20 protein-coding genes are annotated in these 25,498 nt (G+C 67.5%); 14 read left to right on the forward strand and 6 right to left on the reverse strand.

Annotated features, from left to right (window positions below; translation table 11 throughout):
• The first annotated feature begins 45 nt into the window (after window positions 1-45).
• Together ACW17V_RS15525 and ACW17V_RS15530 are read left to right on the forward strand one after the other, a co-directional pair.
• Window positions 46-1,038, forward strand: a complete 993-nt coding sequence (locus ACW17V_RS15525; protein WP_492105956.1) for an FAD:protein FMN transferase — start codon at window positions 46-48, stop codon at window positions 1,036-1,038.
• Complete coding sequence (locus ACW17V_RS15530; RefSeq protein ID WP_492105957.1) at window positions 1,035-2,549, forward strand: sulfite reductase subunit alpha; 1,515 nt, start codon at window positions 1,035-1,037, stop codon at window positions 2,547-2,549. Before ACW17V_RS15525 ends, ACW17V_RS15530 begins: the two co-directional genes overlap by 4 nt.
• A gap of 82 nt (window positions 2,550-2,631) precedes the next feature.
• Here the strand turns inward: ACW17V_RS15530 and mobA are convergent, their stop codons facing one another.
• Window positions 2,632-3,222 (reverse strand): molybdenum cofactor guanylyltransferase, encoded by a 591-nt coding sequence (gene mobA, locus ACW17V_RS15535; protein ID WP_492105958.1) that lies wholly within the window; start codon window positions 3,220-3,222, stop codon window positions 2,632-2,634.
• Between the two features lie 86 nt (window positions 3,223-3,308).
• On the opposite strand from mobA, the gene xylR reads away from it, so the two are divergent.
• The 8 genes from xylR (at window position 3,309) to yghU (ending at window position 14,649) form a co-directional block, all read left to right on the forward strand.
• Window positions 3,309-4,364: a transcriptional regulatory XylR gene (gene xylR / locus ACW17V_RS15540; RefSeq protein WP_492105959.1), complete on the forward strand. Its 1,056-nt coding sequence runs from the start codon at window positions 3,309-3,311 to the stop codon at window positions 4,362-4,364.
• A gap of 151 nt (window positions 4,365-4,515) precedes the next feature.
• On the forward strand, window positions 4,516-5,667 hold the full coding sequence (locus ACW17V_RS15545) for a fumarylacetoacetate hydrolase family protein (protein WP_492105960.1): 1,152 nt from the start codon (window positions 4,516-4,518) through the stop codon (window positions 5,665-5,667).
• A 28-nt stretch (window positions 5,668-5,695) separates the two neighbouring features.
• Window positions 5,696-7,132, forward strand: coding sequence for an aldehyde dehydrogenase family protein (locus tag ACW17V_RS15550; RefSeq protein WP_492105961.1), 1,437 nt, complete (start codon window positions 5,696-5,698; stop codon window positions 7,130-7,132).
• Between the two features lie 5 nt (window positions 7,133-7,137).
• Complete coding sequence (gene xylB / locus ACW17V_RS15555) at window positions 7,138-7,887, forward strand: D-xylose 1-dehydrogenase (protein WP_492105962.1); 750 nt, start codon at window positions 7,138-7,140, stop codon at window positions 7,885-7,887.
• A 225-nt stretch (window positions 7,888-8,112) separates the two neighbouring features.
• Complete coding sequence (locus tag ACW17V_RS15560; protein ID WP_492105963.1) at window positions 8,113-8,991, forward strand: SMP-30/gluconolactonase/LRE family protein; 879 nt, start codon at window positions 8,113-8,115, stop codon at window positions 8,989-8,991.
• Window positions 8,942-10,756, forward strand: a complete 1,815-nt coding sequence (gene xylD, locus ACW17V_RS15565) for a xylonate dehydratase XylD (RefSeq protein ID WP_492108815.1) — start codon at window positions 8,942-8,944, stop codon at window positions 10,754-10,756. The genes ACW17V_RS15560 and xylD overlap by 50 nt, the downstream gene beginning before the upstream one ends.
• 1,259 nt (window positions 10,757-12,015) lie before the next feature.
• Window positions 12,016-13,686 (forward strand): flagellar hook-basal body complex protein, encoded by a 1,671-nt coding sequence (locus ACW17V_RS15570; protein ID WP_492105964.1) that lies wholly within the window; start codon window positions 12,016-12,018, stop codon window positions 13,684-13,686.
• Between the two features lie 84 nt (window positions 13,687-13,770).
• Window positions 13,771-14,649, forward strand: a complete 879-nt coding sequence (yghU, locus tag ACW17V_RS15575; protein ID WP_492105965.1) for a glutathione-dependent disulfide-bond oxidoreductase — start codon at window positions 13,771-13,773, stop codon at window positions 14,647-14,649.
• 63 nt (window positions 14,650-14,712) lie between these two features.
• Here yghU and ACW17V_RS15580 read toward each other — a convergent pair whose 3' ends face one another.
• The 3 genes from ACW17V_RS15580 to ACW17V_RS15590 all read right to left on the reverse strand — a co-directional run bounded on the left by ACW17V_RS15580 (window position 14,713) and on the right by ACW17V_RS15590 (window position 17,747).
• The gene (locus ACW17V_RS15580) at window positions 14,713-16,914 is read right to left on the reverse strand and encodes a TonB-dependent receptor domain-containing protein (RefSeq protein WP_492105966.1); all 2,202 of its coding nucleotides are present in this window, start codon (window positions 16,912-16,914) and stop codon (window positions 14,713-14,715) included.
• Between the two features lie 192 nt (window positions 16,915-17,106).
• Complete coding sequence (locus ACW17V_RS15585; RefSeq protein ID WP_492105967.1) at window positions 17,107-17,502, reverse strand: type II toxin-antitoxin system VapC family toxin; 396 nt, start codon at window positions 17,500-17,502, stop codon at window positions 17,107-17,109.
• Window positions 17,499-17,747 (reverse strand): type II toxin-antitoxin system Phd/YefM family antitoxin, encoded by a 249-nt coding sequence (locus ACW17V_RS15590; protein ID WP_492105968.1) that lies wholly within the window; start codon window positions 17,745-17,747, stop codon window positions 17,499-17,501. The genes ACW17V_RS15585 and ACW17V_RS15590 overlap by 4 nt, the downstream gene beginning before the upstream one ends.
• A gap of 186 nt (window positions 17,748-17,933) precedes the next feature.
• Between ACW17V_RS15590 and ACW17V_RS15595 the strand changes: the two genes are divergently transcribed.
• The 3 genes from ACW17V_RS15595 to ACW17V_RS15605 all read left to right on the forward strand — a co-directional run bounded on the left by ACW17V_RS15595 (window position 17,934) and on the right by ACW17V_RS15605 (window position 22,244).
• On the forward strand, window positions 17,934-19,376 hold the full coding sequence (locus ACW17V_RS15595; protein ID WP_492105969.1) for a sugar porter family MFS transporter: 1,443 nt from the start codon (window positions 17,934-17,936) through the stop codon (window positions 19,374-19,376).
• A 229-nt stretch (window positions 19,377-19,605) separates the two neighbouring features.
• Window positions 19,606-21,225, forward strand: a complete 1,620-nt coding sequence (locus ACW17V_RS15600; protein WP_492105970.1) for a family 43 glycosylhydrolase — start codon at window positions 19,606-19,608, stop codon at window positions 21,223-21,225.
• Between the two features lie 125 nt (window positions 21,226-21,350).
• Window positions 21,351-22,244: a rhamnogalacturonan acetylesterase gene (locus ACW17V_RS15605; protein ID WP_492105971.1), complete on the forward strand. Its 894-nt coding sequence runs from the start codon at window positions 21,351-21,353 to the stop codon at window positions 22,242-22,244.
• A 56-nt stretch (window positions 22,245-22,300) separates the two neighbouring features.
• Here the strand turns inward: ACW17V_RS15605 and ACW17V_RS15610 are convergent, their stop codons facing one another.
• A complete protein-coding gene (locus ACW17V_RS15610) occupies window positions 22,301-23,122 on the reverse strand; it encodes a flagellin (RefSeq protein WP_492105972.1) in 822 nt (273 codons plus the stop codon).
• Window positions 23,123-23,555: 433 nt separating this feature from the next.
• A complete protein-coding gene (locus ACW17V_RS15615) occupies window positions 23,556-24,152 on the reverse strand; it encodes a TetR/AcrR family transcriptional regulator (RefSeq protein ID WP_492105973.1) in 597 nt (198 codons plus the stop codon).
• A 197-nt stretch (window positions 24,153-24,349) separates the two neighbouring features.
• Between ACW17V_RS15615 and ACW17V_RS15620 the strand changes: the two genes are divergently transcribed.
• Window positions 24,350-25,498, forward strand: coding sequence for an efflux RND transporter periplasmic adaptor subunit (locus ACW17V_RS15620; protein WP_492105974.1), 1,149 nt, complete (start codon window positions 24,350-24,352; stop codon window positions 25,496-25,498).

Here is a 25,498-nt window from a genome sequence, read left to right on the forward strand (position 1 = left end):
CTTCCCCCATCAAAGGGGGAAGGATCGAGAGCGAGCCTGACACCCATGACCCGCGTCCTTGTCCCCCTCCTCACCGAGCCTCCCGCCCGCCCGCTCGGCGGCGTGGTCCATGCGCTCGCGGGCCAGACCATGGGCACGACCTGGTCGGTGAAGCTGGTCGCCCAGCCCGCCGCCGACGTCCCGGGCCTGACCGCCATGGTCCAGCGCACCCTGGACGCCGTAGTGGCGCAGATGAGCCCGTGGGAGCCGCTGTCGGACCTGTCGCGCTATAATCGCAGCGCCGCCGGAAGCTGGACGCGCCTGCCCGCCGACATGGCCACCGTGGTGCGTCGCGCCATCGCCGTCGCCGAGACCACCCACGGCGCCTTTGACCCAACCCTGGGCGCCCTGACCGACCTCTGGGGTTTTGGTCCCCGCCCCTTCCCGGGCGAGCCGCCCTCGCGCGAAGCGACGCTGTCCGCTCTTGAATCCAGTGGCTGGAAGCGTCTGGTGCTGGACGGCGACGCGCTGTTCCAGCCGGGCGCCCTGCGTCTCGACCTCAACGGCATCGCCAAGGGCTTTGGCGTCGACCAGGCCGCCGATGCCCTGGAGCGGGCCGGCGTGAAATCCTACCTCATCGAGGTCGGCGGCGAGCTGCGCGGAACCGGCGCCAAGCCCGATGGCCAGCCCTGGTGGGTCGAGCTGGAACGACCGCCAACCGCCAATGACGCCCTGCAGACCGTGGTCGCCCTGCATGGCCTGTCGGTGGCGACGTCGGGCGACTATCGCCGCTTCTTCGACCATGGCGGCCGCCGTTACGCCCATACCCTGGACCCAGCCTCCGGCGCGCCCGGCGACCATGGCGTGGTCAGCGTCACGGTGCTGGCCAGCACCTGCATGGACGCCGACGCCTGGGCTACGGCGCTCACCGTCATGGGACCGGAGGCAGCTCTGGCCTTCGCCACCGCGCACGATCTGCCCGCCCTGATCGTCAGTCGCGCGGCAAAAGGCCTGGAGGAGCGCCTGTCCCCCGCCCTGCTGGCCATGCTCGACGCATGATCGATTTTTCCGCCCTGGATACCGAGACGCGGCGTCACCTCGCCGCCGGCGGCGTCGCCCTGGCCTGGGCCGCCTTCTGCGGCCTGATCGCCGCCCGCCACGCCCTGCGCCGCCGCGCCGACCGCCGCGAGGCCGCCGCCCTGTCCAGCGGCTCGGGCCAGCCGGTGCTGGTCGCCTATGCCAGCCAGACGGGCTTCGCCGAGGAACTGGCCCGCGCCACCGCCAAGGCCCTGACCGCCGGCGGCGCGCCGGTAAACTTGCGCGACCTCTCGACCGTCACCGCCGCCGACCTGGCCGGCGCCGGCCGCGCCCTGTTCGTGGTCAGCACCACGGGCGAGGGCGACGCGCCTGACCCGGCCCGCGCCTTTATCCGAGACGTGATGGCGGCCGAGCCCGACCTCTCGGCCCTGCGCTATGGCGTGCTGGCCCTGGGCGACAGCGAATACAGCCAGTTCTGCGCCTTTGGCCGCACGCTGGACGCCTGGCTGGCCCGGCGCGGGGCCGCGCCGCTGTTCGACCGCGTGGAAATCGACAACGGCGACGAGGCCGCCCTGCGTCACTGGCAGGCCCATCTGGGCGTCCTGACGGGCCACACCGATGCGCCCGACTGGAGCCGTCCGGCCTATGGTCCGTGGAAACTGGCCGAGCGCCGCCTGCTGAACCCCGGCAGCCCCGGCGGCGAGGCCTGGCACATCCGGCTGGAGCCGCAGGACGGAGCCCTGGACTGGTCGGCCGGCGACATCGTCGAGATCGGTCCGCGCAATGATCCAGCCGAGGTCGCCGCCCTGATCGCCCGCCTGGGCCTGCCGGTTTCGATGAGCGAGGCGCTCGCCGGCCGTCGCCTGCCGCACGACATCGAGCCCCTGATCGGCCTGACGGGCGAGGCGGTGCTGGAACGCCTGACCGCCCTGCCGCACCGCGAATACTCCATCGCCTCCCTGCCCGCCGATGGCGGGATCGAGCTGATCGTGCGCCTGATGCCCCGGGCCGATGGCCAGCCGGGCCTGGGCTCGGGCTGGCTGTGCCGCTTCGCCCAAGAGGGCGCGCCGATCGATGCGCGCGTCAGGGTCAATCGCAGCTTCCATGCGCCAGACACCGACGCGCCGATGATCCTGATCGGCGCGGGTACGGGCATGGCCGGACTGCGCGCCCACCTCAAGGCCCGCGCCGCTGCGGGGCGCGGCCGCAACTGGCTGCTGTTTGGCGAGCGCACGGCGGCGCACGACGCCTTCCACCAGGACGAACTGGCCGCCTGGGTGCTGGGGGGCGTGCTGGAGCGCCTGGACCTGGCCTTCTCCCGCGATCAGGCCCAGCGGGTCTATGTGCAGCACCGTCTCCGCGAGGCGGCCGACGCCGTACGGGCGTGGGTGGCGGACGGCGCGACGATCATGGTCTGCGGCTCGCTGGAAGGCATGTCGCGCGAGGTTCACGCGGCGCTGGTCGAGATCCTCGGGGCCGAAGGGCTGGAGCGTTTGACCGACGCTGGGCGGTATCGGCGGGACGTGTATTAAAGAGCCCTTCCCGTCGGCGGATGGGGGAAGGGTTGGGATGGGGGTGACCTCAGCGGTTCCACCCCAATCCACGCCGCTCGCCCTAGTCGTCGGTTGAACGCTTCGCGTTCACCCCCATCCCCGACCCTTCCCCCATCCGCCGACGGGAAGGGAGCAACGCCGCCAGCTCCTCCGGAGTATTCGCCCCCCGAAGCCTTGCCTCCGACCCGACCGGTACGGTCACCACCAAAAGCCCTGCTCGCTCGACCAGCCGCCGTAGCGGCCAGCCGGCCTCGGCGTCTTCAGGCAGCGCCGAGAAGACCAGAACCATCGGCAGTGGCAGCCCCTCGAACGCCGCGCCGGGCGCTTCGGCCTTCAGCAACGGCGTCAAATCCTCAAGCGTGAGCGTCGGCGCATCAACCGCCAGGATCAGCGCCCGCTGCAATCCCTGAGCCCGAAGAGCCGCCGCCCCGGCCAGCACGCCCCCGACGGGTCCCGCGCCGGGCTCGGGATCCGGCACGAACGGCAGACCCAGATCAGCCCCGACCGTCAGCACCGCAGCCGCCCCAACCGCGCGCGCCAGCTCGGCCACCCGATCCACCGCCCGCGCGCCGTCCCAGTCCAGCGCGGCCTTGTCGCGGCCCATGCGGCGCGAACCGCCGCCGGTCAGGATGAGAGCGCCGAAGGGTGTCATGCCCGTTCCCTACATCCTTCGCCCCCCGGCTTCCACTGACGCCGCGAACCGGTCTAGTCTCCGCGCCCAAAGGGACGGGACCATCCATGAGAGAGCCGACGGAACGCCAAAGGCGGCGCACCACCCAGAGCGCGACGATCCGCGATGTCGCGGCGCGCGCCGGCGTGTCGCCCATGACCGTGTCGCGAGTGATCAACCGCGAAACCACCGTCAAGGAAGAGACCCGCGCCCTGGTCGAACAGGCGATCACCGATCTCAACTACGCCCCCAATCCCGCCGCCCGCAGCCTGGCGGGCTCGGCCCCGTTCCGCATCGGCCTGCTCTATGACAACCCCTCGACGGGCTATCTGTCGGAGTTCCTGGTCGGGGCCCTCGACGAGAGCAGCCGCACGGGCGCGCAGGTTGTGATCGAGAAATGCGCCGAGCCCGAACTGGCCGGCGCCACTCTGACCCGCCTGCTGCGCACCGGGGTCGACGGTCTGATCCTGCCGCCGCCGCTGTGCGAGTCGCCCCAGGTGCTGGCCGAGGTGAAGGCCTCCGGCGCCGCCGCCGTCGGCGTGGCCCCGGGCATGACCAGCCCCGACATGGCCACCATCCGCATCGACAACGAGGCCGCCGCCTATGAGCTGACCCAGCACCTGCTGACCCTGGGCCACAAGCGCTTCGGCTTCATCAAGGGCCACCCCAACCAGACGGTCAGCCAGCAGCGTCTGGACGGCTTCATGACCGCGCTCAAGGCCGCCGGGATTCCTCAGGAGAACGTGCGGGTCGAGCAGGGCTATTTCACCTATCGCTCCGGCCTGGAGGCCGCCGAGCGGCTGCTGGCCAGCGATATTCGCCCCACCGCGATCTTTGCCTGCAATGACGACATGGCCGCCGCCGCCGCGGGCCTGGCCCATCGTCTGGGCCTGGACGTGCCGGGTGATGTCTCGATCGTCGGCTTCGACGACACCTCGATCGCCGCCAATATCTGGCCGGCCCTGACCACCGTCCACCAGCCGATCGCCGCCATGGCCCGCGCGGCCGTGGATCTGGTGCTGGAAGAGATCCGCCGCAAACGCGACGGGACCGGCGAGCCCCGGCAGCTGATGCATCCGCACACCCTGATCGTGCGGGCTTCCAGCGGCCCGGCGCCGAAGTAGCCGTTCTCACCCCCGGAAGGGTGTCCCCACTATTGGTCTGACAAACCCTTGCCGCCCCCACATGTTAGCGCTAACAAGTGCACGAGCATGAACGAGCGCGGCCGCCCAAGGTGGGGCGAGGTCCAGACGCTCGAGACGGGGAGACGACGCCGTGGGCGTGACGCAATTCCTTCCGGAAGACTGGCAAGACGCGACCCTGCTGGGCCGCATCGACTTCGGCGATGGCCCGACGCCTGTGCTGGTGCGTGGCGGACGCATCGAGGATATGTCGAAGATCGCCCCGACGGTGGCCGACCTGATGAACGCCTACGCCCCCGGCGTCGCCCTGCCGCGCGGCGAGGACAGGGGTCCGCTGGAAGCGCTGGACGTGCGCCCGGTCTGGGAAAATCCCGAGGGCGCGGCCGCCAAGCTTCTGGCCCCCGTCGACCTGCAATGCCTGAAGGCCGCCGGGGTCACCTTTGCCGTCTCGACGCTTGAGCGGGTGATCGAGGAGCGCGCCCGGGGCGACGCCGCCGAGGCCCTGAAGATCCGCGAACAGCTGGCAGACAGCATGGGCGGCGACCTGCGCAGCGTCGATCCGGGCTCGGAGGGCGCCGAGCGCCTGAAGCAGACCCTGATCAAGGACGGTCTGTGGTCACAGTATCTGGAAGTGGCCATCGGCCCCGACGCCGAGATCTTCACCAAGGGCCCCACCCTGTCGTCGATGGGCTGGGGCGACCATGTCGGCGTCCGCTCCGACAGCCACTGGAACAATCCCGAGCCGGAAGTCGTGCTGCTGTGCGACGGGTCTGGCCAGATCCGCGGCGCCGCGCTGGGCAACGACGTCAACCTGCGCGACTTCGAGGGCCGCTCGGCCCTGCTGCTCTCCAAGGCCAAGGACAATAACGCCTCGTGCGCCATTGGCCCGTTCGTGCGGCTGTTCGACGACGGCTTCAGCCTCGACGACGTGCGCTCGGCCGAGGTCGAGCTGAAGATCACCGGCCGCGACAACTTCGTGCTGGATGGCCATTCCAACATGAGCCTGATCAGCCGCGACCCCGCCGTTCTGGCCGGTCAGGCGTTCGGCAAGCAGCACCAGTATCCCGACGGCTTCGCCCTGTTCCTGGGCACGATGTTCGCCCCGATCCAGGACCGCGACACGGCCGGCCAGGGCTTCACCCACAAGGTCGGCGACCGCGTCCGTGTCTCGACCCCGAAACTGGGCGTCCTCGAAAATGAGGTGACCACCTGCGACCAGGCCAAGCCCTGGACGTTCGGGATCTCCGCCCTGATCCGCAATCTGGCCGGCCGCGGCCTGCTCTAAATCCTTTGTTTTTCGAGGACCTCGTCCCATGACCGACACCCTGCGCCACTATATCGGCGGCGAACGCGTCGCCTCCGACGCCCCGACCGAAAGCCTGAACCCGTCAAACACCAATGACGTGGTCGCCATGGTCCCGAACGGCGGTTCCGCCGAAGTCGACGCCGCCGTTGACGCCGCCAAGAAGGCCTTCCCGAGCTGGTCGGAAAGCTCGCCGGAAGTCCGCTCGGACCTGCTGGACAAGGTCGGCTCGACCATCATCGCCCGCAGCGCCGACATCGGCCGCCTGCTGGCCCGCGAAGAAGGCAAGACCCTGCCGGAAGGCATCGGCGAGACCGTCCGCGCCGGCCGCATCTTCAAGTACTTCGCCGGCGAGGCCCTGCGCCGCCACGGCCAGAACCTGGAAAGCACCCGTCCGGGCGTCGAGATCCAGACGTACCGTCAAGCGGTCGGCGTGTTCGGCCTGGTGACCCCCTGGAACTTCCCGATCGCCATCCCGGCCTGGAAGGCGGCTCCGGCCCTGGCCTTCGGCAACACCGTGGTGATCAAGCCCGCCGGCCCGACCCCGGCCACCGCCTCGGTGCTGGCGGACATCATGCAGGAATGCGGCGCTCCGGCCGGCGTGTTCAACATGCTGTTCGGTCGCGGTTCGATGGGCGACGCCCTGGTCAAGCACAAGGACGTCGACGGCGTCTCGTTCACCGGCTCGCAGGGCGTCGGCGCCCAGGTGGCCGCCGCCGCCGTGGCCCGCCAGGCCCGCGTGCAGCTGGAGATGGGCGGCAAGAACCCGCTGATCGTGCTGGACGACGCCGACCTGGAACGCGCCGTCGCCATCGCCCTGGACGGCTCGTTCTTCGCCACCGGCCAGCGCTGCACCGCCAGCTCGCGCCTGATCGTCACCGACGGCATTCACGACAGGTTCGTGGCCCTGCTGGCCGAGAAGATCGCCGCCCTGCGGGTTGGCGACGCCCTCGACAGCAACACCCAGATCGGCCCGGCAGTCTCCGAAGACCAGATGGAGACGTCGTACAAGTATATCGACATCGCCACCGGCGAAGGCGGCCGCGTGGTCATCGGCGGCCAGCGCCTGAAGCTGGAAAATCCGGGCTGGTACGTGCAGCCGACCCTGATCGCCGACACCGACCGCAACATGCGGATCAACAACGAGGAAGTCTTCGGCCCCGTCGCCTCGACCATCCGGGTCAAGGACTATGAGGAAGCCCTGGAGGTCGCCAACGGCGTCGAGTTCGGCCTGTCGGCCGGCATCGCCACCACCTCGCTGAAATATGCGCGCCACTTCCAGCGCCACGCCAAGGCCGGCATGACCATGGTCAACCTGGCCACGGCCGGCGTCGACTATCACGTGCCGTTCGGCGGCTCGAAGAGCTCCAGCTACGGGGCCCGCGAACAGGGCTTCGCGGCGGTCGAGTTCTTCACCCAGACCAAAACCTCGTATTCGTGGTCGTAAGCCGCATGTCCTCTGCCATCTATCCCAGCCTCAAGGGCAAACGCGTCGTCGTCACCGGCGGCGGTAGCGGCATCGGGGCCGGCCTCACCGCCGGCTTCGTGCGCCAGGGCGCCGAGGTGATCTTCCTCGACATCGTCGATGAAGACTCCAAGGCCCTGGCCGAGCAGTTGACGCCGAACGCGGCCATCGCGCCGGTCTACAGGCATTGCGACCTGATGGACCTGGAAGGCCTGAAGGCCACCCTGGCCGACATCGGCGACATCGACGTGCTGGTCAACAACGCCGGCAATGACGACCGCCACAAGCTGGCCGACATCACGCCCGCCTATTGGGACAACCGCATCGGCGTGAACCTGCGCCACATGCTGTTCGCGGCCCAGGCGGTCGCGCCGGGCATGGCCAAGCGCGGCGGCGGGGCGATCATCAATTTCGGCTCGATCAGCTGGCACCTGGGTCTGGAGGACCTGGTCCTCTATGAAACCGCCAAGGCGGGCATCGAGGGCATGACCCGGGCCCTGGCCCGCGAGCTGGGTCCCGACGACATCCGCGTCACCTGCGTGGTGCCCGGCAACGTCAAGACCAAGCGCCAGGAGAAGTGGTACACGCCCGAAGGCGAGGCCGAGATCGTCGCGGCCCAGTGCCTGAAGGGCCGCCTGGTCCCGGATCACATCGCATCCCTGGTGCTGTTCCTGGCGTCCGACGACGCCGAGCTGTGTACGGGTCATGAGTACTGGATCGACGCCGGCTGGCGGTAACCAGGGATTGCGCCCTTCCCCCTGAATGGGGAGAGCGCTATCGCACAGGGCCAAAGACGGTTGTCATCCCGGACAAGCGCGCAGCGCGATGATCCGGGACCGACGCGTGAACTCAGAGCTTCCGGCGGTCCCGGATCTGCGCTTCGCTTGTCCGGGATGACAGCCGCTTTTGCTGACTGCGATCACCCCGCCCATCAAGGATGGAGGGTCTAGGAGATGCTACCGATGCCTACCCCCACCTGCGTCTGGGACCTGAAAGCCACCCTCGGGGAGGGCCCGATCTGGCATCGCGACGCCCTGTGGTTCGTCGACATCAAGGGCCAGGCCGTCCATCGCTACGATCCCGCCAGCGGCGAGCAGCAGAGCTTCGACGCCCCCGACCAGGTGACCTTTGTCGCGCCCATCGCCGGCGAGGCCGGCTTCATCGCCGGGCTGAAGAGCGGCCTGCACAGCTTTGATCCCGCCAGCGGCGACTTCGCGTTCCTGGGCGAGATCGAGCCCCCGGAACTCGACAACCGCCCCAACGATTCCACCATCGACCACCATGGCCGGCTGTGGTTCGGCACCATGCACGACGGCGAGGAAGCCGCCAGCGGCGCCCTCTATCGCCTGACCGCCGCCGGCGAAACGGTCAAGCAGGACGACGGCGTCTGCATCACCAACGGCCCGTGTGTCAGCCCGGACGGCAAGACGTTCTATCACACCGATACCCTGGCCAAGACGATCTGGGCCTATGACGTCGACGCCGATGGCGACCTGACCAACAAGCGTGTGCTGGCCCGTATCGACATCGACAACGCCTGGCCCGACGGCTCGGTGGTCGACAGCCAGGGCTATCTGTGGACCGCCCTGTGGGGCGGCGCCTCGGTGCTGCGCATCTCGCCGGAGGGCGTGGTCGTCGACCGCATCGCCGTGCCCGCCCCCAACATCACCAAGCCGTGCTTTGGCGGTCCCAACCTGAAGACCCTCTATTTCACCACCGCCCGCAAGGGCCTGAGCGACGAGACCCTCGCCGCCTGGCCCGAAGCCGGCGGCCTGTTCGCCGTCGATGTCGATGTCGCCGGCCAGCCCCAATACGAGGTGCGCCTTGACCGCCGCGAATAGAACGCCCCGCCGCTTCCGCTCGCGCGACTGGTTCGACAATCCCGACCATATCGACATGACCGCCCTCTATCTGGAGCGGTTCATGAACTACGGGATCACGCCCGAGGAACTGCGCAGCGGCAAGCCGATCATCGGCATCGCCCAGACCGGCAGCGACATCTCGCCGTGCAACCGCATCCATCTGGACCTGGTGACCCGGATCCGTGACGGCATCCGCGACGCCGGCGGCATTCCGATGGAGTTCCCGGTCCATCCGATCTTCGAGAACTGCCGTCGCCCGACGGCGGCGCTGGACCGCAACCTCTCGTATCTGGGCCTGGTCGAGACCCTGCACGGCTATCCGATCGACGCCGTGGTGCTGACCACCGGCTGCGACAAGACCACGCCGGCCGGCATCATGGCCGCCACCACGGTCAACATCCCGGCCATCGTCCTGTCGGGCGGACCGATGCTGGACGGCTGGCACGACGGCGAGCTGGTCGGTTCGGGCACGGTGATCTGGCGCTCGCGCCGCAAGCTGGCGGCCGGCGAGATCGACGAGGCAGAATTCATCCAGCGCGCCGCCGACAGCGCCCCCTCGGCCGGCCACTGCAACACCATGGGCACGGCCTCGACCATGAACGCGGTCGCCGAAGCGCTTGGCCTGTCGCTGACCGGCTGCGCGGCCATCCCGGCCCCCTATCGCGAGCGCGGCCAGATGGCCTATCGCACCGGTCAGCGGATCGTCGACCTGGCCTATGAAGACATCAAGCCCAAGGACATCCTGACCCAGAAGGCGTTCGAGAACGCCATCGCCCTGGTTGCGGCGGCCGGCGGCTCGACCAACGCCCAGCCGCACATCGCCGCCATGGCCCGTCACGCGGGCCTGGAGATCACCGCCGACGACTGGCGGGCGGCCTATGACATCCCGCTGATCGTCAACATGCAGCCGGCCGGCAAGTATCTGGGCGAGCGCTTCCACCGGGCCGGCGGCGCCCCCGCCGTGCTGTGGGAGCTGCTGCAGAACGGCCGCCTGCACGGCGACGTCCTGACCGTCACCGGCAAGACCATGGCGCAGAACCTCGAGGGTCGCGAGACCAAGGACCGTGAGGTGATCTTCCCCTACGCCCAGCCCCTGGCCGAAAAGGCCGGCTTCCTGGTGCTGAAGGGCAACCTGTTCGATTTCGCGATCATGAAGTCCAGCGTCATCGGCGCCGACTTCCGCGCCCGCTATCTGAGCGATCCGGGCAAGGAAGACATCTTCGAGGCCCGCGCCATCGTGTTCGACGGGTCGGGCGACTATCACGCCCGCATCAACGACCCGGCCCTGAACATCGACGAGCACTGCATCCTGGTGATCCGCGGCGCGGGTCCGATCGGCTGGCCCGGCTCGGCCGAGGTGGTCAACATGCAGCCGCCGGACGCCCTGCTCAAGCGCGGCATCATGAGCCTGCCCACCCTGGGCGACGGCCGCCAGTCGGGCACCGCCGACAGCCCCTCGATCCTCAACGCCTCGCCCGAAAGCGCGATCGGCGGCGGGCTGTCGTGGCTGCGCACCGGCGACACCATCCGCATCGACCTCAACACCGGCCGCTGCGACGCCCTGGTGGACGAGGCGACCATCGCCGAACGCCGCAAGGAAGGCCTGCCGCCCGTGCCGGAAACCATGACCCCCTGGCAGGAAATCTACCGCGCCCATACGGGCCAGCTGGAGACCGGCGGGGTGCTGGAGTTCGCGGTCAAGTACCAGGACCTGGCGGCGAAGTTGCCCAGGCATAATCACTGATGATCCCAAGGCCCTCGGAGCGATCCGGGGGCCTTTTTCAACCTGACAGGCCCAGCGCCCCTCCGTCACGTCGCTTCGCGCCGCGCCACCTCCCCCGCAAGCGGGGCAGGAAGGTTCGGCTGTTCTTCTCCTGCCCCGTAGCTAAGCGTGCGGGGGAGGTGGCGCGATGCGAATACGCATCGTGACGGAGGGGGCGTGCTGAACGAGCCGATACGGACACAGGTTCGCGCCCTCGCCGGATTTCACCGGCAAGTGGGGAGGCGGCGGAGCGTCCGGGCCAGGCCCGGATGAGGGTTTAGTGGAGTACCGTTTCGGCCGTGGCCGGAGCGCTCCGCGCGGCTGTTATCCCTCTGGCCGGGGCGCGCGGGTCTTGTTCAACCCTATGCCCCACCCGGGCTTTGCCCTCCTCGCGACGGACCCAGCCTTGGGCTGCAGCCACACCGATTCCGGAGGAACCCGGAGCGAACCTTCGGACGGGCGGAGGCTTGGCCTTCCTCCGATAGGCGGGTTTACGTCACCTGTCCTCTGAACCCGTAAAACCGCCTTCACCGCCCGTCAGGTCGCCAGCTGGACGCCCTCCCCTTGCGATGAAGCAAGGAGAAGTATGCGGGCGTTTTAGAGGGGGCTGCGTCGATTTTGCATCGTGACGCTGGGTGGCGGGGTCAGGGCGTTGTTTTCATTGGAGTCGGGGCGGGCTCTATCCCCGTGCGGGCACGGGGATAGAGCCCGGGCGCAAGGCCTGCCCCCTTCCCCCTTTGATGGGGGAAGGGTTGGGGATGGGGGTGACAGAGGTTCAGGATGGGGCGCGGCCGGCGTGAAACCGTCCAGCGGGGTCACCCCCATCCCTGCCCTTCCCCCATCAAAGGGGGAAGGATAGCGCTTTGACTTCGAAAGTCGTGGACAACCTCTGGCCGGAGGGAGCTCCCGCCTCCGCCAAGCACCGTCATCCCGGGACTTGTTCCCGGGACCCATGGTTCAGCCGCCCCGCCATCGATCATCCGTGCGCCGCCCGTGCGGCGGATAGATGGGTCCCGGGAACAAGTCCCGGGATGACGGGGGATTAGGGTCTTGGATGCAAAGCATCACGCACCAGGGATCCAGGGCAAGAACCCCCCGCTGGCAGAAACGACACGGCAGTCCTGGCCGAAACATAGTAAACGCTGCCGCGCATTAACTATCTATACTACTCATTCTTGAGCAACTTCGTCCGTCGCACGCAAGCTGCAACGCCATCCGCCTGAACACTCAGGGGGACCCTCATGACCATAGCAAGCGCCATGCGCGCCGGAATATCCGGCCTGTTGGCCAATTCATCGGCCCTAGCCTCGATCGCCAACAATATCGCCAACGTCAACACCCCTGGCTACAAGCGTCAGACCATGAGCTTTTCCTCGATCGTGGGATCACGCGGCGGAGGCTATGGCGCGGGCGGGGTCAGCACCAGCCTGCGCCAGCACGTCTCCCAGCAGGGTCTGGGGATGTCGACCACCTCGGGAACCGACCTGTCGATCACCGGAGCCGGCTTCTTCGTGGCGACCCAGAAGGCCGAAGGCCTGGGGCCGACCGACACGCGTCTGTTCACCCGCGCCGGATCGTTCACGCTCGACAACAGGGGCTATCTGCGCAACGACGCAGGCCTCTATCTGCAGGGCTGGCTGGCCGATCCGGCGACCGGCCTGATCACGACCGACCCGTCCGACCTGTCGCGGCTGTCGTCGATCAATATCGGCGCGGTGGGCGGCGCGGTCGACAAGACCACCCGCGCCAGGATCAGCGCCAATCTGAACGGCGCCCAGGCGGTGTCGGCCCCGGCCAAGGTGGCGGTCAGCAAGACCGGCGTGGCCGAAAGCCCCTCGGGCGTCGCCGACTATGCCGTGACCTACAGTCCGACCGGGGCGGGCAACCAGTACGCGGTCGAGATCAGTCGGGCCGGGGTGGCGGTATCGACGGGCGTGGCGTCCTACGACCCCGTCACCGGGGCCCTGACCGGCTATGTGCCCAAGGGCGCGACCACGGCGGTGACGTCGCTGACCACCGCGGGCCAGACGGTCACCCTCGCGGCCCTGGGCCTGGGGACGAAGGCCGACGCGATCGCCGGCGGGGCCTATGATCCGGCCACGCGCTCGATGGCCGACCATGCCCTGGATCCCAATACGGGGGTCAAGCCGGACTTCGAGATCCAGATCCCGGTCTCGGACTCCAAGGGCGGAAGTCGCAACCTGACCCTGTCGCTGATCAAGGGACCGGCTCCCAACGAATGGTTCGCCGAACTGCGGGCCAAGCCGGGCGACCTGGACAACAACGCCAACGGCCTGATCAGCTCAGGCAAGATCAGCTTCACCAACGACGGCAAGCTGATCGACACCGGGGGCCTGCTGAGCGGCGCGCCGCCGTCGATCTCGATCGGGGCCTCCGATCCGGCGGCGGCGGCGGGCGGCGCGGCGCGGTGGGCCGACGGGCTGGGACTTTCCGGTCAGGATATCCAGATCGACCTGTCCGGCGCCCTCGGCGGCCTGACCCAATACAACCAGCCGTCTCTGGCCGGGACCGTCGACAGCAACGGCACGGCGTTTGGCAATCTGACCGGCGTCGAGATCGACGAGGACGGCTATGTCACCGCCCTTTTCGATAACGGCGTCGTGCGCCGGATCGCCCAGGTGGCCATCGCCACCTTCCCCAATCCCGACGGGCTGGAGGCGGTGGACGGCAACGCCTGGCGCCTGACCAGCGACAGCGGCGGCTTCAGCCTCAAGGCCCCGGGCGAAGGCGGGGCTGGTGATATCGCGCCCTTCACGCTGGAGGCCTCGACCGTGGACCTGTCGACCGAGTTCACCGATCTGATCCGCACCCAGAGGGCCTATTCAGCCTGTTCCAAGATCATCACGACGGCCGATGAGATGCTGAAGGAGCTGCTCGACATGAAGCGGTAGCGTCGGGCCACTGGCGCCCTGCGCCCACTGCATCTACTTTGGAAACGCAGGGCGACCGGACGCCCCATGCTCCAGGAGCCCGCCATGACCGACGCCCCCGCCTATGTCCCCCCCAAGGTCTGGACCTGGAACCGCGAGAACGGCGGCAAGTTCGCCTCGATCAACCGGCCGATCGCAGGGCCCACCCATGACAAGCCCCTGAAGGTGGGCCGCCATCCGCTCCAGCTGTACTCCCTGGGCACGCCCAACGGCGTCAAGGTGACGATCATGCTGGAGGAGCTGCTGGCCCTGGGCCATGCGGGGGCCGAGTATGACGCCTGGCTGATCAATATCGGCGACGGCGACCAGTTCGGCAGCGGCTTCGTCTCGGCCAATCCCAATTCCAAGATCCCCGCCCTGGTCGACCACAGCGGCCCCGAGCCGATCCGGATCTTCGAGTCCGGCGCCATCATGATGCACCTGGCCGAAAAGTTCGGGGCCTTCCTGCCCACCGAGCCGGCGGCGCGGGCCGAGTGCCTGTCGTGGCTGTTCTGGCAGATGGGCAGCGCGCCGTTCCTGGGCGGCGGCTTTGGCCACTTCTACGCCTATGCGCCCTACAAGATGGAATATCCGATCGACCGCTACGCCATGGAGGTAAAGCGCCAGATGGACGTGCTGGACCGGCAGCTGGCCGAGCGGCCCTTCATTGCCGGCGACGAGTACACCATCGCCGACATGGCCATCTGGCCCTGGTACGGCGGCATGGCCAAGGGCCTGCTGTACGAGGCCGGCGAGTTCCTGTCGGTGCATGACTACAAGAACGTCATCCGCTGGACCGACGCCATCGGCGCGCGCCCCGCCGTCAAGCGCGGCCGCATGGTCAACCGCGTGTTCGGCGAGCCCTCCAGCCAACTGCGCGAACGCCACGAGGCCAGCGACTTCGACACCAGGACCCAGGACAAGCTCGACGCGGCGGCGGGGTAGTCGCCCCGCCAAAAACTCCGATCTCCGCGTCGCCGGGAAGAGCGGGATAGGGGTGGAGCTGCCCTACCCCACCTGACCGGTGCTGAAGTCGAACTGCTCGGGGCGCGGCTTGCCGCCGCCGAAGCTGTAGGTGAAGCCGAAGAACACCGAGCGGAAATTGGCCGAGCGCTCCGTCCTGTCGCGGAGGGTCGGGGTGTCGATGACCACCCGGTCCTTCAGGGTGTCCAGCACATCCTGGGCCGTGACCACGAATGACAGCTTGTCGCTGACCTTGCGGCGGTAGCCCAGGTTCATCGACTGCACGGGCTGGCGATAGCCCTGGGGCGTCAGGCGCTTGCCCGAGGCGAAGGCGTTGAGCTGGAAGAAGTCATTGGGCGTGGCCTGCCAGTTCAGATTGACGCGGCCCGAGACCATGGTGTCCGACCGCGTGCCCGAAAAGCCCAGCTTGGTCGCCGCGATCTCGTTGTGGAAGATGTTGCTGCTAAGATTGTAGGTCAGCTTGGGCGTCAGGCGGCCATTGGCTGACAGCTCCAGGCCGGCGCTGTTGTTCTTGCCCAGGTTTTCCTTGGTGGTCAGCAGCACGCCGCCGCCCAGATCGCGCACCACCTCGGTGACGCTCTCCTTGTTCTGACGAACATACAGGGTGGCCAGGTAGTAGGTCTGGGCCTTGCGATACTGCCAGCCCAGCTCATAGGAGTCGGTCTGCTGGGGCTTCAGGTCCGGATTGCCGGACCGGTAGTTATAGGGGTCGATATAGACCCGGTAGGGATTGAGGTCCTGAGCGCCCGGGCGCTGCACACGATGGCTATAGTTGGCGCTCAACGTGTTGTTTTCGTTGAGCGTGTAGCCCATGTGCAGACTGGGATAGACCTTGAAATAGTCGTTCTGGTTTTTCTGGTTCGAGGTCAACTGGTGGGTGTCGATCCTGACCTGCTCGGCCCGCAGACCGCCCTGCACCGTCACGTCGCCGAACGGCCGCTCATAGGTGACATAGGCCGCATAGACGTCCTGGTCATAGAGGAAGCGGTTGGTGCGGTTGGGATCGACGGTCAGCGATCCGGGGGCCGCGCCCGTGGCGCCGCGATTGTCATAGTCGTTCTGGGCGACCTCGAAATCGACGCCGGCCTTCAGCTTGACGTCATCCGGCAGGGGCTTGCTGTAGTCGACCTTGAGGTTGGTGCGCGTCTGGTCGAGGCCAAAGCCCTGGGCCTCATAGACCGTGGCGCCGGGCGTGTTGCGCAGGATGGCGTTGGCGTCGCGCGTGAAGTCGGTGACCTCGTATTCCAGATGGGTGGTCAGCAGGTGGTCGGCGCCCTTCAGCTGCCGGCGCCAGTCGGCGCTGACGGAGGTATTGTTGCGCTCAAGGCTGGCTTCCGAGATCCGGTTGTAGGCGCGCGAGACGCCGCCCAGGGCGTTGCGGGCCGAATAGGTCTCCAACACGTCGCTGTCGAAGTTAAATCCGCGAAAGCGGACCTCGCCGCTCAGGCGGTTCTGCTTGTCGAGGTCATAGTCGACCCCGCCCCTCAGGTTCAGCCCGCCGCCCTCGTTTTCCTGGTCGGCGTCATAGAGGCTGGGCAGAAGCTGGCCGCTGACCGGATCGAGGGTGGCGCGGTCGATCGTCTGCACGCCCTTCTGGGTGTCGTAGCGATAGCCGGCGTCGCCCGACAGGGTCAGCTTCCCCGCGCGGCGATTGGCGCTGATCCCGCCGTTGTAGCGACCGTTGGGGCCGACATTCAGGCGCACCGAACCGGTCGTTCCGGCCTTGTTGGTCTTCTTGGTGATCAGGTTGATGATCCCGGCCGAGCCGTCGGGACGGAAGGCGGCGGAAGGGTTGGTCATCACCTCGACCCGGTCGATCTGGTCGGCCGGTAGCGACTGCAGGGCGTCTGCCTTGCCGTCGCCGTTGAACTGGCCCGAGGGCTTGCCGTCGATCAGGATGGTGACATTGGCGTCGCCGCGCAGGCTGACATTGCCCTGCACGTCGACCTCGACCGAGGGGATGTTGCGCAGGGCGTCGGCGATCGAGCCGGTGCGGGCCGACAGGTCGTTGGCGACGCTGTAGCTGCGGCGGTCGATCGAGGTGCGCATGGCCACGGGATCGCTGGTCACCGTCACGCCCTCGACGGCGGTCGGGGCGGACTTGTCCACGAGCCTGGCGGCGGCGGGCGCGCTCTGGACAGGCGCGCCTTGGGCGGGCGCGGTCTGGGCCATGGCCAGGCCGGGCAGGACCATCGCGGTCGCCACGAGCAGAAGTTTCAGACGCATGGACGCTCCCCGGACTCACGCCCCGAACGAGATCGCCCGACGCCACAGCATTACAACTGTAAATACTACAACTGTAAATAGTTGCTAGCTGTAGACCGCGCCGCGACACCGGGATCAAATGTCTTTTCGGCAATGTTGCGCTTGGAGATGGAGTGCGGTTTTGGCGCAACGGTCAGGCGTTTGAGGCCCAGGTCAGACCTGGATGATCCGCGCGTTGTAGGAGGCCACCACCGCGTCGTGCGTCACCAGCACCAGGGCGTCGGTGAGCCCCTGGGCCACCAGCAGGCGGTCGAAAGGATCGGCGTGGATGCGCGGCAGGGTTTCGACCGCCACCGCCTGCTCGGGCGTGATCGGGACCAGCGAATAGCCCGACGCGCTGAACAGCAGCTGGGCTTCCTGGGCGGAGATCGGCATCGCGCCGGCCCCCTCGCGAGCCAGCCCATGCTTGATGGCGATCTCCCACAAGGTCACGGCGCTGACACAGACCTCGTTGGCGGGATCCAGGATCAGCGCGCGCGCCTGCTGGGAAAGGCGCGGGTCGTCGGTCAGGGTCCAGAGCGCGATGTGCGTGTCGAGCAGCAGCCTCAATCCCGGGGCTCCAGGAAAAGCGCGGCCACCTCGGCGTCCTGGGCCTGGGTATCGGCCGGCGCGACGAACAGACCCTTGGCGATGCCGATGCGCACGGGCGTGCGGCCAGCCGACACCATGGGCACCAGCCGCGCCGCGGGCCGGCCATTGCGGGCGATCACCACCTCGTCGGTCTCACCGCTCTCGACGGCTTCAACCAACCTTGAAAGTTGCGACTTGGCGTCGTGCATGTTGACTGTACGCATGGCCGGACTCGCTATTAGCTAAGCCTAGCTAGCACAGATCGCACCCGGCATAAAGACGGCCAAAGTCGCAACCCTGTCTCGCCGCTTGCGCGCTGATACCGGTAACACTAAGGTCGCCCTCAACGAGCGCTTCATCAAGGACGCTCAGGGATTGAACACGGCCTTCGGGCCACGGGGAGGAAACCAATGGCTTCAGTATCCAGCGCGGGCCCTAGCCCGGGCATGAGCGCCGACGGCGGCAAGGTCAATATGGGCTTCATCGCCGCGATCGTGGCCGTCGCCACCATTGGCGGCTTCATGTTCGGCTATGACAGCGGCGTCATCAACGGCACGCAGGAAGGCCTGGAAAGCGCCTTCAACCTCAGCAAGCTGGGCACCGGCCTGAACGTCGGCGCCATCCTGATCGGTTGCGCCATCGGCGCCTTCGCCGCCGGCCGTCTGGCCGACGTCTGGGGCCGCCGCACCGTGATGCTGATCTCGGCCCTGCTGTTCCTGGTCAGCGCCATCGGCACCGGCGCGGCCGACAGCTCGATGGTGTTCATCGCCTTCCGCCTGATCGGCGGCCTGGGCGTGGGCGCGGCCAGCGTGCTGTGCCCGGTCTATATTTCGGAAGTCACGCCCGCCAACATCCGCGGCCGCCTGTCGTCGGTGCAGCAGATCATGATCATCACCGGCCTGACCGGCGCGTTCGTGGCCAACTACATCCTGGCCCACACCGCCGGCAGCTCGACGGCGACCTTCTGGCTGGGCTTCCCGGCCTGGCGCTGGATGTTCTGGATGCAGGTCATCCCCGCCGCCGTGTTCTTCTTCAGCCTGCTGACGATCCCGGAAAGCCCGCGCTATCTGGTCGCCAAGGGCAAGGACGCCGAGGCCTCCAAGATCCTGTCGCGCCTGTTTGGCGAAGGCCAGGGCGACAAGAAGGTGGCCGAGATTCGCGCCTCGCTGTCGGCCGACCATCACAAGCCCAAGATGAGCGACCTGATCGACCCGATCACCAGGAAGCTGCGTCCGATCGTCTGGACCGGCATCGGTCTGGCCGTGTTCCAGCAACTGGTCGGCATCAACATCGTCTTCTACTACGGCTCGGTGCTGTGGCAGTCGGTGGGCTTCTCGGAAGACGACAGCCTGAAGATCAACATCCTGTCGGGCTCGCTCTCGATCCTGGCCTGTCTGCTGGCCATCGCCCTGATCGACAGGATCGGCCGCAAGCCGCTGCTGCTGATCGGCTCGGCCGGCATGGCCGTCACCCTGGGCACCGTCGGCTACTGCTTCTTCCAGGGCTCGATGGTCAACGGCGCGCTCAGCCTGCCGGGTAATTTCGGCCTGATCGCCCTGATCGCCGCCAACGCCTATGTGGTGTTCTTCAACCTCAGCTGGGGCCCCGTCATGTGGGTGATGCTGGGCGAGATGTTCCCCAACCAGATCCGCGGTTCGGGCCTGGCCGTCGCCGGCTTCGCCCAGTGGATGGCCAACTTCGCCATCTCGGTCAGCTTCCCGGCCATGGCCGCGGGCCTTGGCCTGCCAGTCACCTACGGCTTCTACGCGCTCAGCGCCCTGGTCTCGTTCTTCTTCGTCCAGAAGATGGTTCGCGAGACGCGCGGCACCGAGCTGGAAGACATGCAGGGCTAAGCGCTCGGCTTCCAAGCCGTCACGACCAGAACGCCCGGGCGGTTCAGCCTCCCGGGCGTTTTGCTGTGCGGTTTCCCCTTCCCCGCGGATCGTTCCAGTGACAGCGTTGTCCTGCGAAAATCGCAATGACACCGGTGGACATTCGCGGAAACTTGCCGCTAGGTGACCGGTAACATTCGCCAGCGCGACAGCAGTTCGCGCGGCCAGTAGCCTTGGGAAGGAACACGGAATGGTCCAGATCAGCCGACGCGGAGCCCTTGGCTCGCTACTGACCGGCGCGGCCGCGGCCGCCGTTCCCGCCGCCAGCCAGGCCCAGATGGGAACCCTGCCCGGCCCCGCCCCCGCCGGAACCCCGACCTGGGCCAAGGGCGTCGAGGGCCAGCGCAAGGCCGATCTGGGCGATGGAACCTTCCTCAATCCGATCCTGGCCGGCGACCGGCCCGACCCGTCGATCCTGAAGGACGGCGACGACTACTACATGACCCACAGCTCGTTCGACGCCTATCCGGGCCTGCTGATCTGGCACAGCCGGGATCTGGTGAACTGGACGCCGGTCGTGGCCAGCCTGAAGACCAATGTCGGCTCGATCTGGGCCCCCGAGCTGTGCAAGCACAAGGGCCGCTTCTACATCTACCTGCCGGCCAAGCAGCCCAACAACAATACCAGCTATGTGATCTGGGCCGACAGGATCGAGGGCCCGTGGTCGGAGCCCATCGACCTGAAGCTGCCGCGCTATATCGACCCCGGCCACGTGGTCGACGAGAACGGCGTGCGCTGGCTGTTCCTTTCGGGCGGCGACCGCATCCAGCTGGCCCCCGACGGCCTGTCGACCGTGGGCAAGCCCGAGCACGTCTATAATCCCTGGCACTATCCGGAAGACTGGGACGTCGAGGGCTTCTCGCCCGAAGGCCCCAAGGTGATGAAGAAGGGCGACTACTACTACCTGGTCACCGCCGTGGGCGGCACGGCGGGCCCGCCGACCGGCCACATGGTCATCGTCGCCCGCGCCAAGTCGCTGGCAGGCCCGTGGGAAGACGATCCGCACAATCCGGTCGTGCGCACCACCGACAATTCCGAGAAGTGGTGGTCGCGCGGCCACGCCACCCTGGTCGAGGGCCCGGCCGGCGACTGGTGGACCGTCTATCACGGCTATGAAAACGGCTTCTACACCCTGGGCCGCCAGACCCTGCTGGCTCCGGTGACCTGGACCAAGGACGGCTGGTTCACGGTCGGCGGCGGCGATCTGGCCAAGCCGATCGCCAAGCCGAAGGGCGGCAAGGCCGTGCCGCACGGCATGGCGCTGTCGGACGACTTCACCACCGACAAGCTGGGCGTGCAGTGGAACTTCTTCGACCCCAAGCCGGGCGAGCAGGGCCGCATTTCGCGCCAGGACGGCGTCCTGACCCTGAAGGGCGCGGGCGAGGCGCCCAGCAGCGGCTCGCCGCTGATCTTCGTCAACGGCGACCAGGCCTATGAGATCGAGTGCGAGATCGACATCGATCCCGAGACCCGGGCCGGCCTGATCCTGTTCTATGACCGCCAGCTCTATTGCGGGCTGGGGTTCGACGCCAAGAACTTCGTCACCCACCAGTACGGCATCGAGCGCGGCCGCCCGGCCAATCCGCATGGCTCCAAGATGCTGATGCGGCTGCGCAACACCCGCCACATCGTCAGCTTCCACACCAGCAGTGACGGCGGCGCGACCTGGAAGCGCTTCGACCGGGGCATGGAGGTCAGCGGCTACCACCACAATGTGCGCGGCGGGTTCCTGATGCTGAAGCCGGGGCTCTACGCGGCCGGCAAGGGCTCGGCGCGGTTCCGCAACTTCAAGTACCGGGCGCTGGCGTAAAGACTGTCATCCCGGCCAAGTGCGAAGCACGCCGAGCCGGGACCGCCGGAAGCTCTGAGTTTGTCGCGGTCCCGGGTCTCCGCTGCGCTGCGCCCGGGATGACAATCAAAAGTGGGAGAAGAAAAATGAGCCTGAAACCCCTCCTCCTCGCCGCCGCCCTGCTCGCCGCCCCCATGGCCGCCCACGCCCAGGCCACGCCGGACACCGACCCGCCCGTCTTCAAATCCCCGAAGATCGTGCTGATCGGCGACTCCACCACCGCCGTTCAGGGCGGCTGGGGCCCCAGCTTCTGCGGCAAGCACGTCACCTCGTTCGTCGCCTGCATCAACCTGGCGCGCGGCGGTCGCAGCACCAGCAACTACCGGCTGGAGGGCTCGTGGAAGCTGGCGATGTACGAGATCAAGTCGGGCGGCTTTTCCGACACCTGGGTGCTGATCCAGTTTGGCCACAACGACCAGCCGGGCAAGCCGGGCCGATCGACCGACCTGGCCACCGAGTTTCCGGCCAATCTGAAGCGCTATGTCGAAGAGGTGCGGGCCGCCGGGGGCAAGCCGGTGCTGGTCACGCCCCTGACGCGCCGCCAGTTCAAGGACGGCAAGCTGATCGACGATCTGGGTCCATGGGCCCAGGCCACCCGCAAGGTGGCCGCCGAGACCGGTACGCCGCTGGTCGATCTGCACGCCCTGAGCACCGCCGCCGTCCAGGCCATGGGCCCGGTCGAGGCGATGCGGCTGGCCCAGAGCCCGCCTGACGCGCGCGTGCGCGACGCCGCCCGGTCGGGCACCACCATCGAGGCGCGGTTCTACGAGCCGGCGATCCCCGGCGCCGCCGTTCCCCCGCCGCCGCCCGTCGCGACGACACCGATCCAGACCAACGCGGCGGCCGAGCCGATGGGCACGCCCAAACAGACCTTCGACTACACGCATCTGGGCCACGAGGGGGCCGACTACGTCTCGGCCCTGGTCGCCACGGCCCTGGCCGACGCGGTCCCCGCCCTGCGGCGGCAACTGCTGCCCTGAACAAAAAAAGGGCGGGTCCGAGGACCCGCCCTTTCCGTATTCCGTAAAGCCTGGACCTAGCGGAACAGGCTGAGGATCGAAGACGAGGACTGGTTGGCGATCGACAGCGCCTGCACACCCAGCTGTTGCTTGGTTTGCAGCGACTGCAGCTTGGCGCTTTCCTTGGCCAGGTCGGCGTCAACCAGGTTGCCCACGCCGGCGTCGAGGGCGTCTTGCAGCTTGCCGACGAAGGTCAGGTGGGTGTCCAGGCCGGTCGAGCTGGTGCCCAGCGAGGCCAGCTTGTTGGTCGCGGTGCCCAGGGCCGTGGTCACCGTGGTGATCATGGTCTTGGCGGTGGCGGCGTCGGTAAAGGTCGAAGTGGTCGACAGGCCGATGCCGGCCAGGGTCAGGGTCTTGGCGGCGACAGTGAAGCCCGAGCCGTCCTGGTTGGCCAGGAAGGTCAGCGACGCCGTCGTGCCGTCAGCGATGCTGACGCCATTGAACTTGGCGTTCGTGGCGGCCTTGGTCACCTGATCGCGCAGGGATTCGAAGTCAGCCTTGAGGGCATTGAAGCTGGCGGTATTCAGCGAGGTGTCGGAGGCCGCGAGGGTCTTTTCCTTCATCTTGCCGAGCAGGTCGGTGATGGTGTCACCGGCAGCCAGGGCCACGTCGATGGTCGACTGACCGCGTTGCAGCGAGTCCTTCACCGAGTTCATCGACGACGCCATCGAAGACTGGTTCTTGGCGGTCGCCCAGATCGCGCCATTGTCCTTGGCGCTGCCCACCTTCTTGCCGGTGTTGATGCGCTGCTGAACGGTCGCCAGTTCCGAATTGGTGGAGTTCAGGTTTTGCAGCGCGATCATTGCGCCGCTGTTCGTGTTGATGCTGTTCAGCGCCATAACGAGTGTTTTCCTATTCGAGGATTTCCGACGTCATTTTGACTGCCGGCAGGCTTTTGCCTCCCTGCACTTTCTGCCCATGCAATTTATTCCGAATGAATCTGGATGGTTAACGGCCACAATATGGGTTTCGGGGCCAAAAAATTCTGCCGGATTCGAAATTACAACCTGAAGAATTTGAGTAATCGCCAGGAAAATTTGGTCTTTATTTTCGAAATACAGAATATCTGACGCGTCAGATCGTCGCGGGGCGCGGTAACCAGATCAATCCATCGCTATCGGACGGGCGCGGGGCACAAGGGCTAGTCAGACTACGGCCGGTCATCAGCCCCCGCGACATTGTGTTGCTGTGGTCACCCGCGATCGTCGGCCGCCCTCAGGAGATTTTCGCGATGCGCGCGCCCGACGCCGAGGACGCCAGCAAGCTCGCCGCCTAGCTCAAAAGGTGGCGCATGGTCGTGCGCAGGACCTCGGTCAGGGCCGTGCGGTCCAGGTCGGGGTGGTTCACGGCCCGCATCACCAGACCGTCAAAGATCAGGCCGACCGCCTCGCAGCGGGCGTTGAACTCGGCATCGCTCCATTCAGGCTTTCGGCTGCGCTCCATCATCGCCCTCGCCAGGGCGCGCTCCTGCTCGTCGGCGGCGCGAACGATCATCGCCACCTTGGGATTGCGCGCGGCCTCGGCCAGCACTTCCAGCACCAGCGCGCCACGCTTCAGGTCGAAGCACTTGTCGACGCCGTCGGGCAGGTGCTGCTCCAGCGCGTCCAGCAGCGTGCCCGGCTCACGCTCCAGTTCAGCGAACTTCTCGCGCATCTCGGCCAGATCCTGGGCGACGATGGCGGCGATGATCGCCTCCTTGTTCTCGAAGTAGCGATAGATCTGGCCGACGCTCAGACCGGCGGCCTTGGCGATGTCGGCCATGCTGGCGCCGTGGAAGCCAGACTGCCTCACTTGGTCGCAGGCGGCGTCAAGAATCTGCTGACGACGCGACTCTACGGTCGGCCGCGCCGACTGGGCGTCATCAACCATTGAAAATCTCGTTGCGCATTACATTTCCGTTAGGTCAGGCGAAAAGCGACGCTGTTGGAGTTGACTAGCGACAGCGCCGCACCTATGTCCAGCCTCGATTGAGAATGAACGTTCATTCTCAAATTGTTCATCATAAGGTCTGCGTCAAGGGCAATGGTCCGGCGGCGGCCCTTTTCCGCGAAAAACCGGGGTCTAACATGCAATTCCAACGTTCGACGGCGACGGCCGTCGCGCTCGCCGCCATCTCACTGACCCTCGCCGCCTGCGGACAAGGGCAAGGCGGAGCCGCTGGCATGGGCGCCGGCGGCCCGTCCGATGTGGGCGTGGTCGTCGTCCGGACCGAGCCGGTCAACCTGAGCACCGAGCTGTCGGGCCGCACATCGGCCTATCTGATCAGTGAGGTGCGCCCGCAGGTCAGCGGCATCGTCAAGGCGCGCCTCTTCCAGGAAGGCGGCTATGTCCGCGCCGGCCAGCCGTTGTACCAGATCGATCCCGCCACCTATCAGGCCGCCTATAACAGCGCCGCCGCCGGCCTGGCCCAGGCGCAGGCGGCCTATACCGCCGCCAAGCTGAAAGCCGATCGCTTCGGCGCCCTGGTCACCACCGGCGCCGTCAGCCGCCAGGACAATGACGACGCCCAGGCCGCCAGCCAGCAGGCGGCCGCCAATGTCGCCGCCCAGAAGGCCGCCGTCGACGCCGCCCGCATCAATCTGGGCTACACCAAGGTGCTGTCGCCGATCTCGGGCCGCATCGGCAAGAGCTCGGTGACCCCCGGCGCCCTGGTCACCGCCAGCCAGGCCGCCGCCCTGGCCACGGTCCAGGACACCAGCCGCGTCTATGTCGACCTGACCCAGTCCTCGGCCGAGCTGCTGAAGCTGCAGAAGGACCTGGCCACCGGCGGCATGGGTCGCTCGGGCTCGGCCCAGGTGACCCTGAAGCTGGAGGACGGCTCCACCTACCCGTCGCCCGGCAAGCTGGAATTCTCGGATGTGACGGTCGACCCGACCACCGGCTCCATCGGCCTGCGCGCCACCTTCAACAATCCCAACGGCGTGCTGCTGCCGGGCATGTATGTGCGCGCGGTGCTCGGCACGGCCACGGCCCAGAACGGCATGCTGATCCCGCAACCGGCCGTCAGCCGTGACCCGAAGGGCAATGCGACCGTGATGGTCGTGGGCGCCAAGAGCCTGGCTGAGCCGCGTCCGATCACCGTCCGCCAGACGGTCGGCGACAAGTGGCTGGTGACCAGCGGCCTGAAGCCCGGCGACCAGGTCATCGTAGAGGGCCTGCAAAAGGTCCGTCCCGGCGCGCCCGTGAAGGCCGCCGTCATCACCGCCCAACGCTAA

The organism is Caulobacter sp. FV2ye17ST (assembly GCF_058680955.1).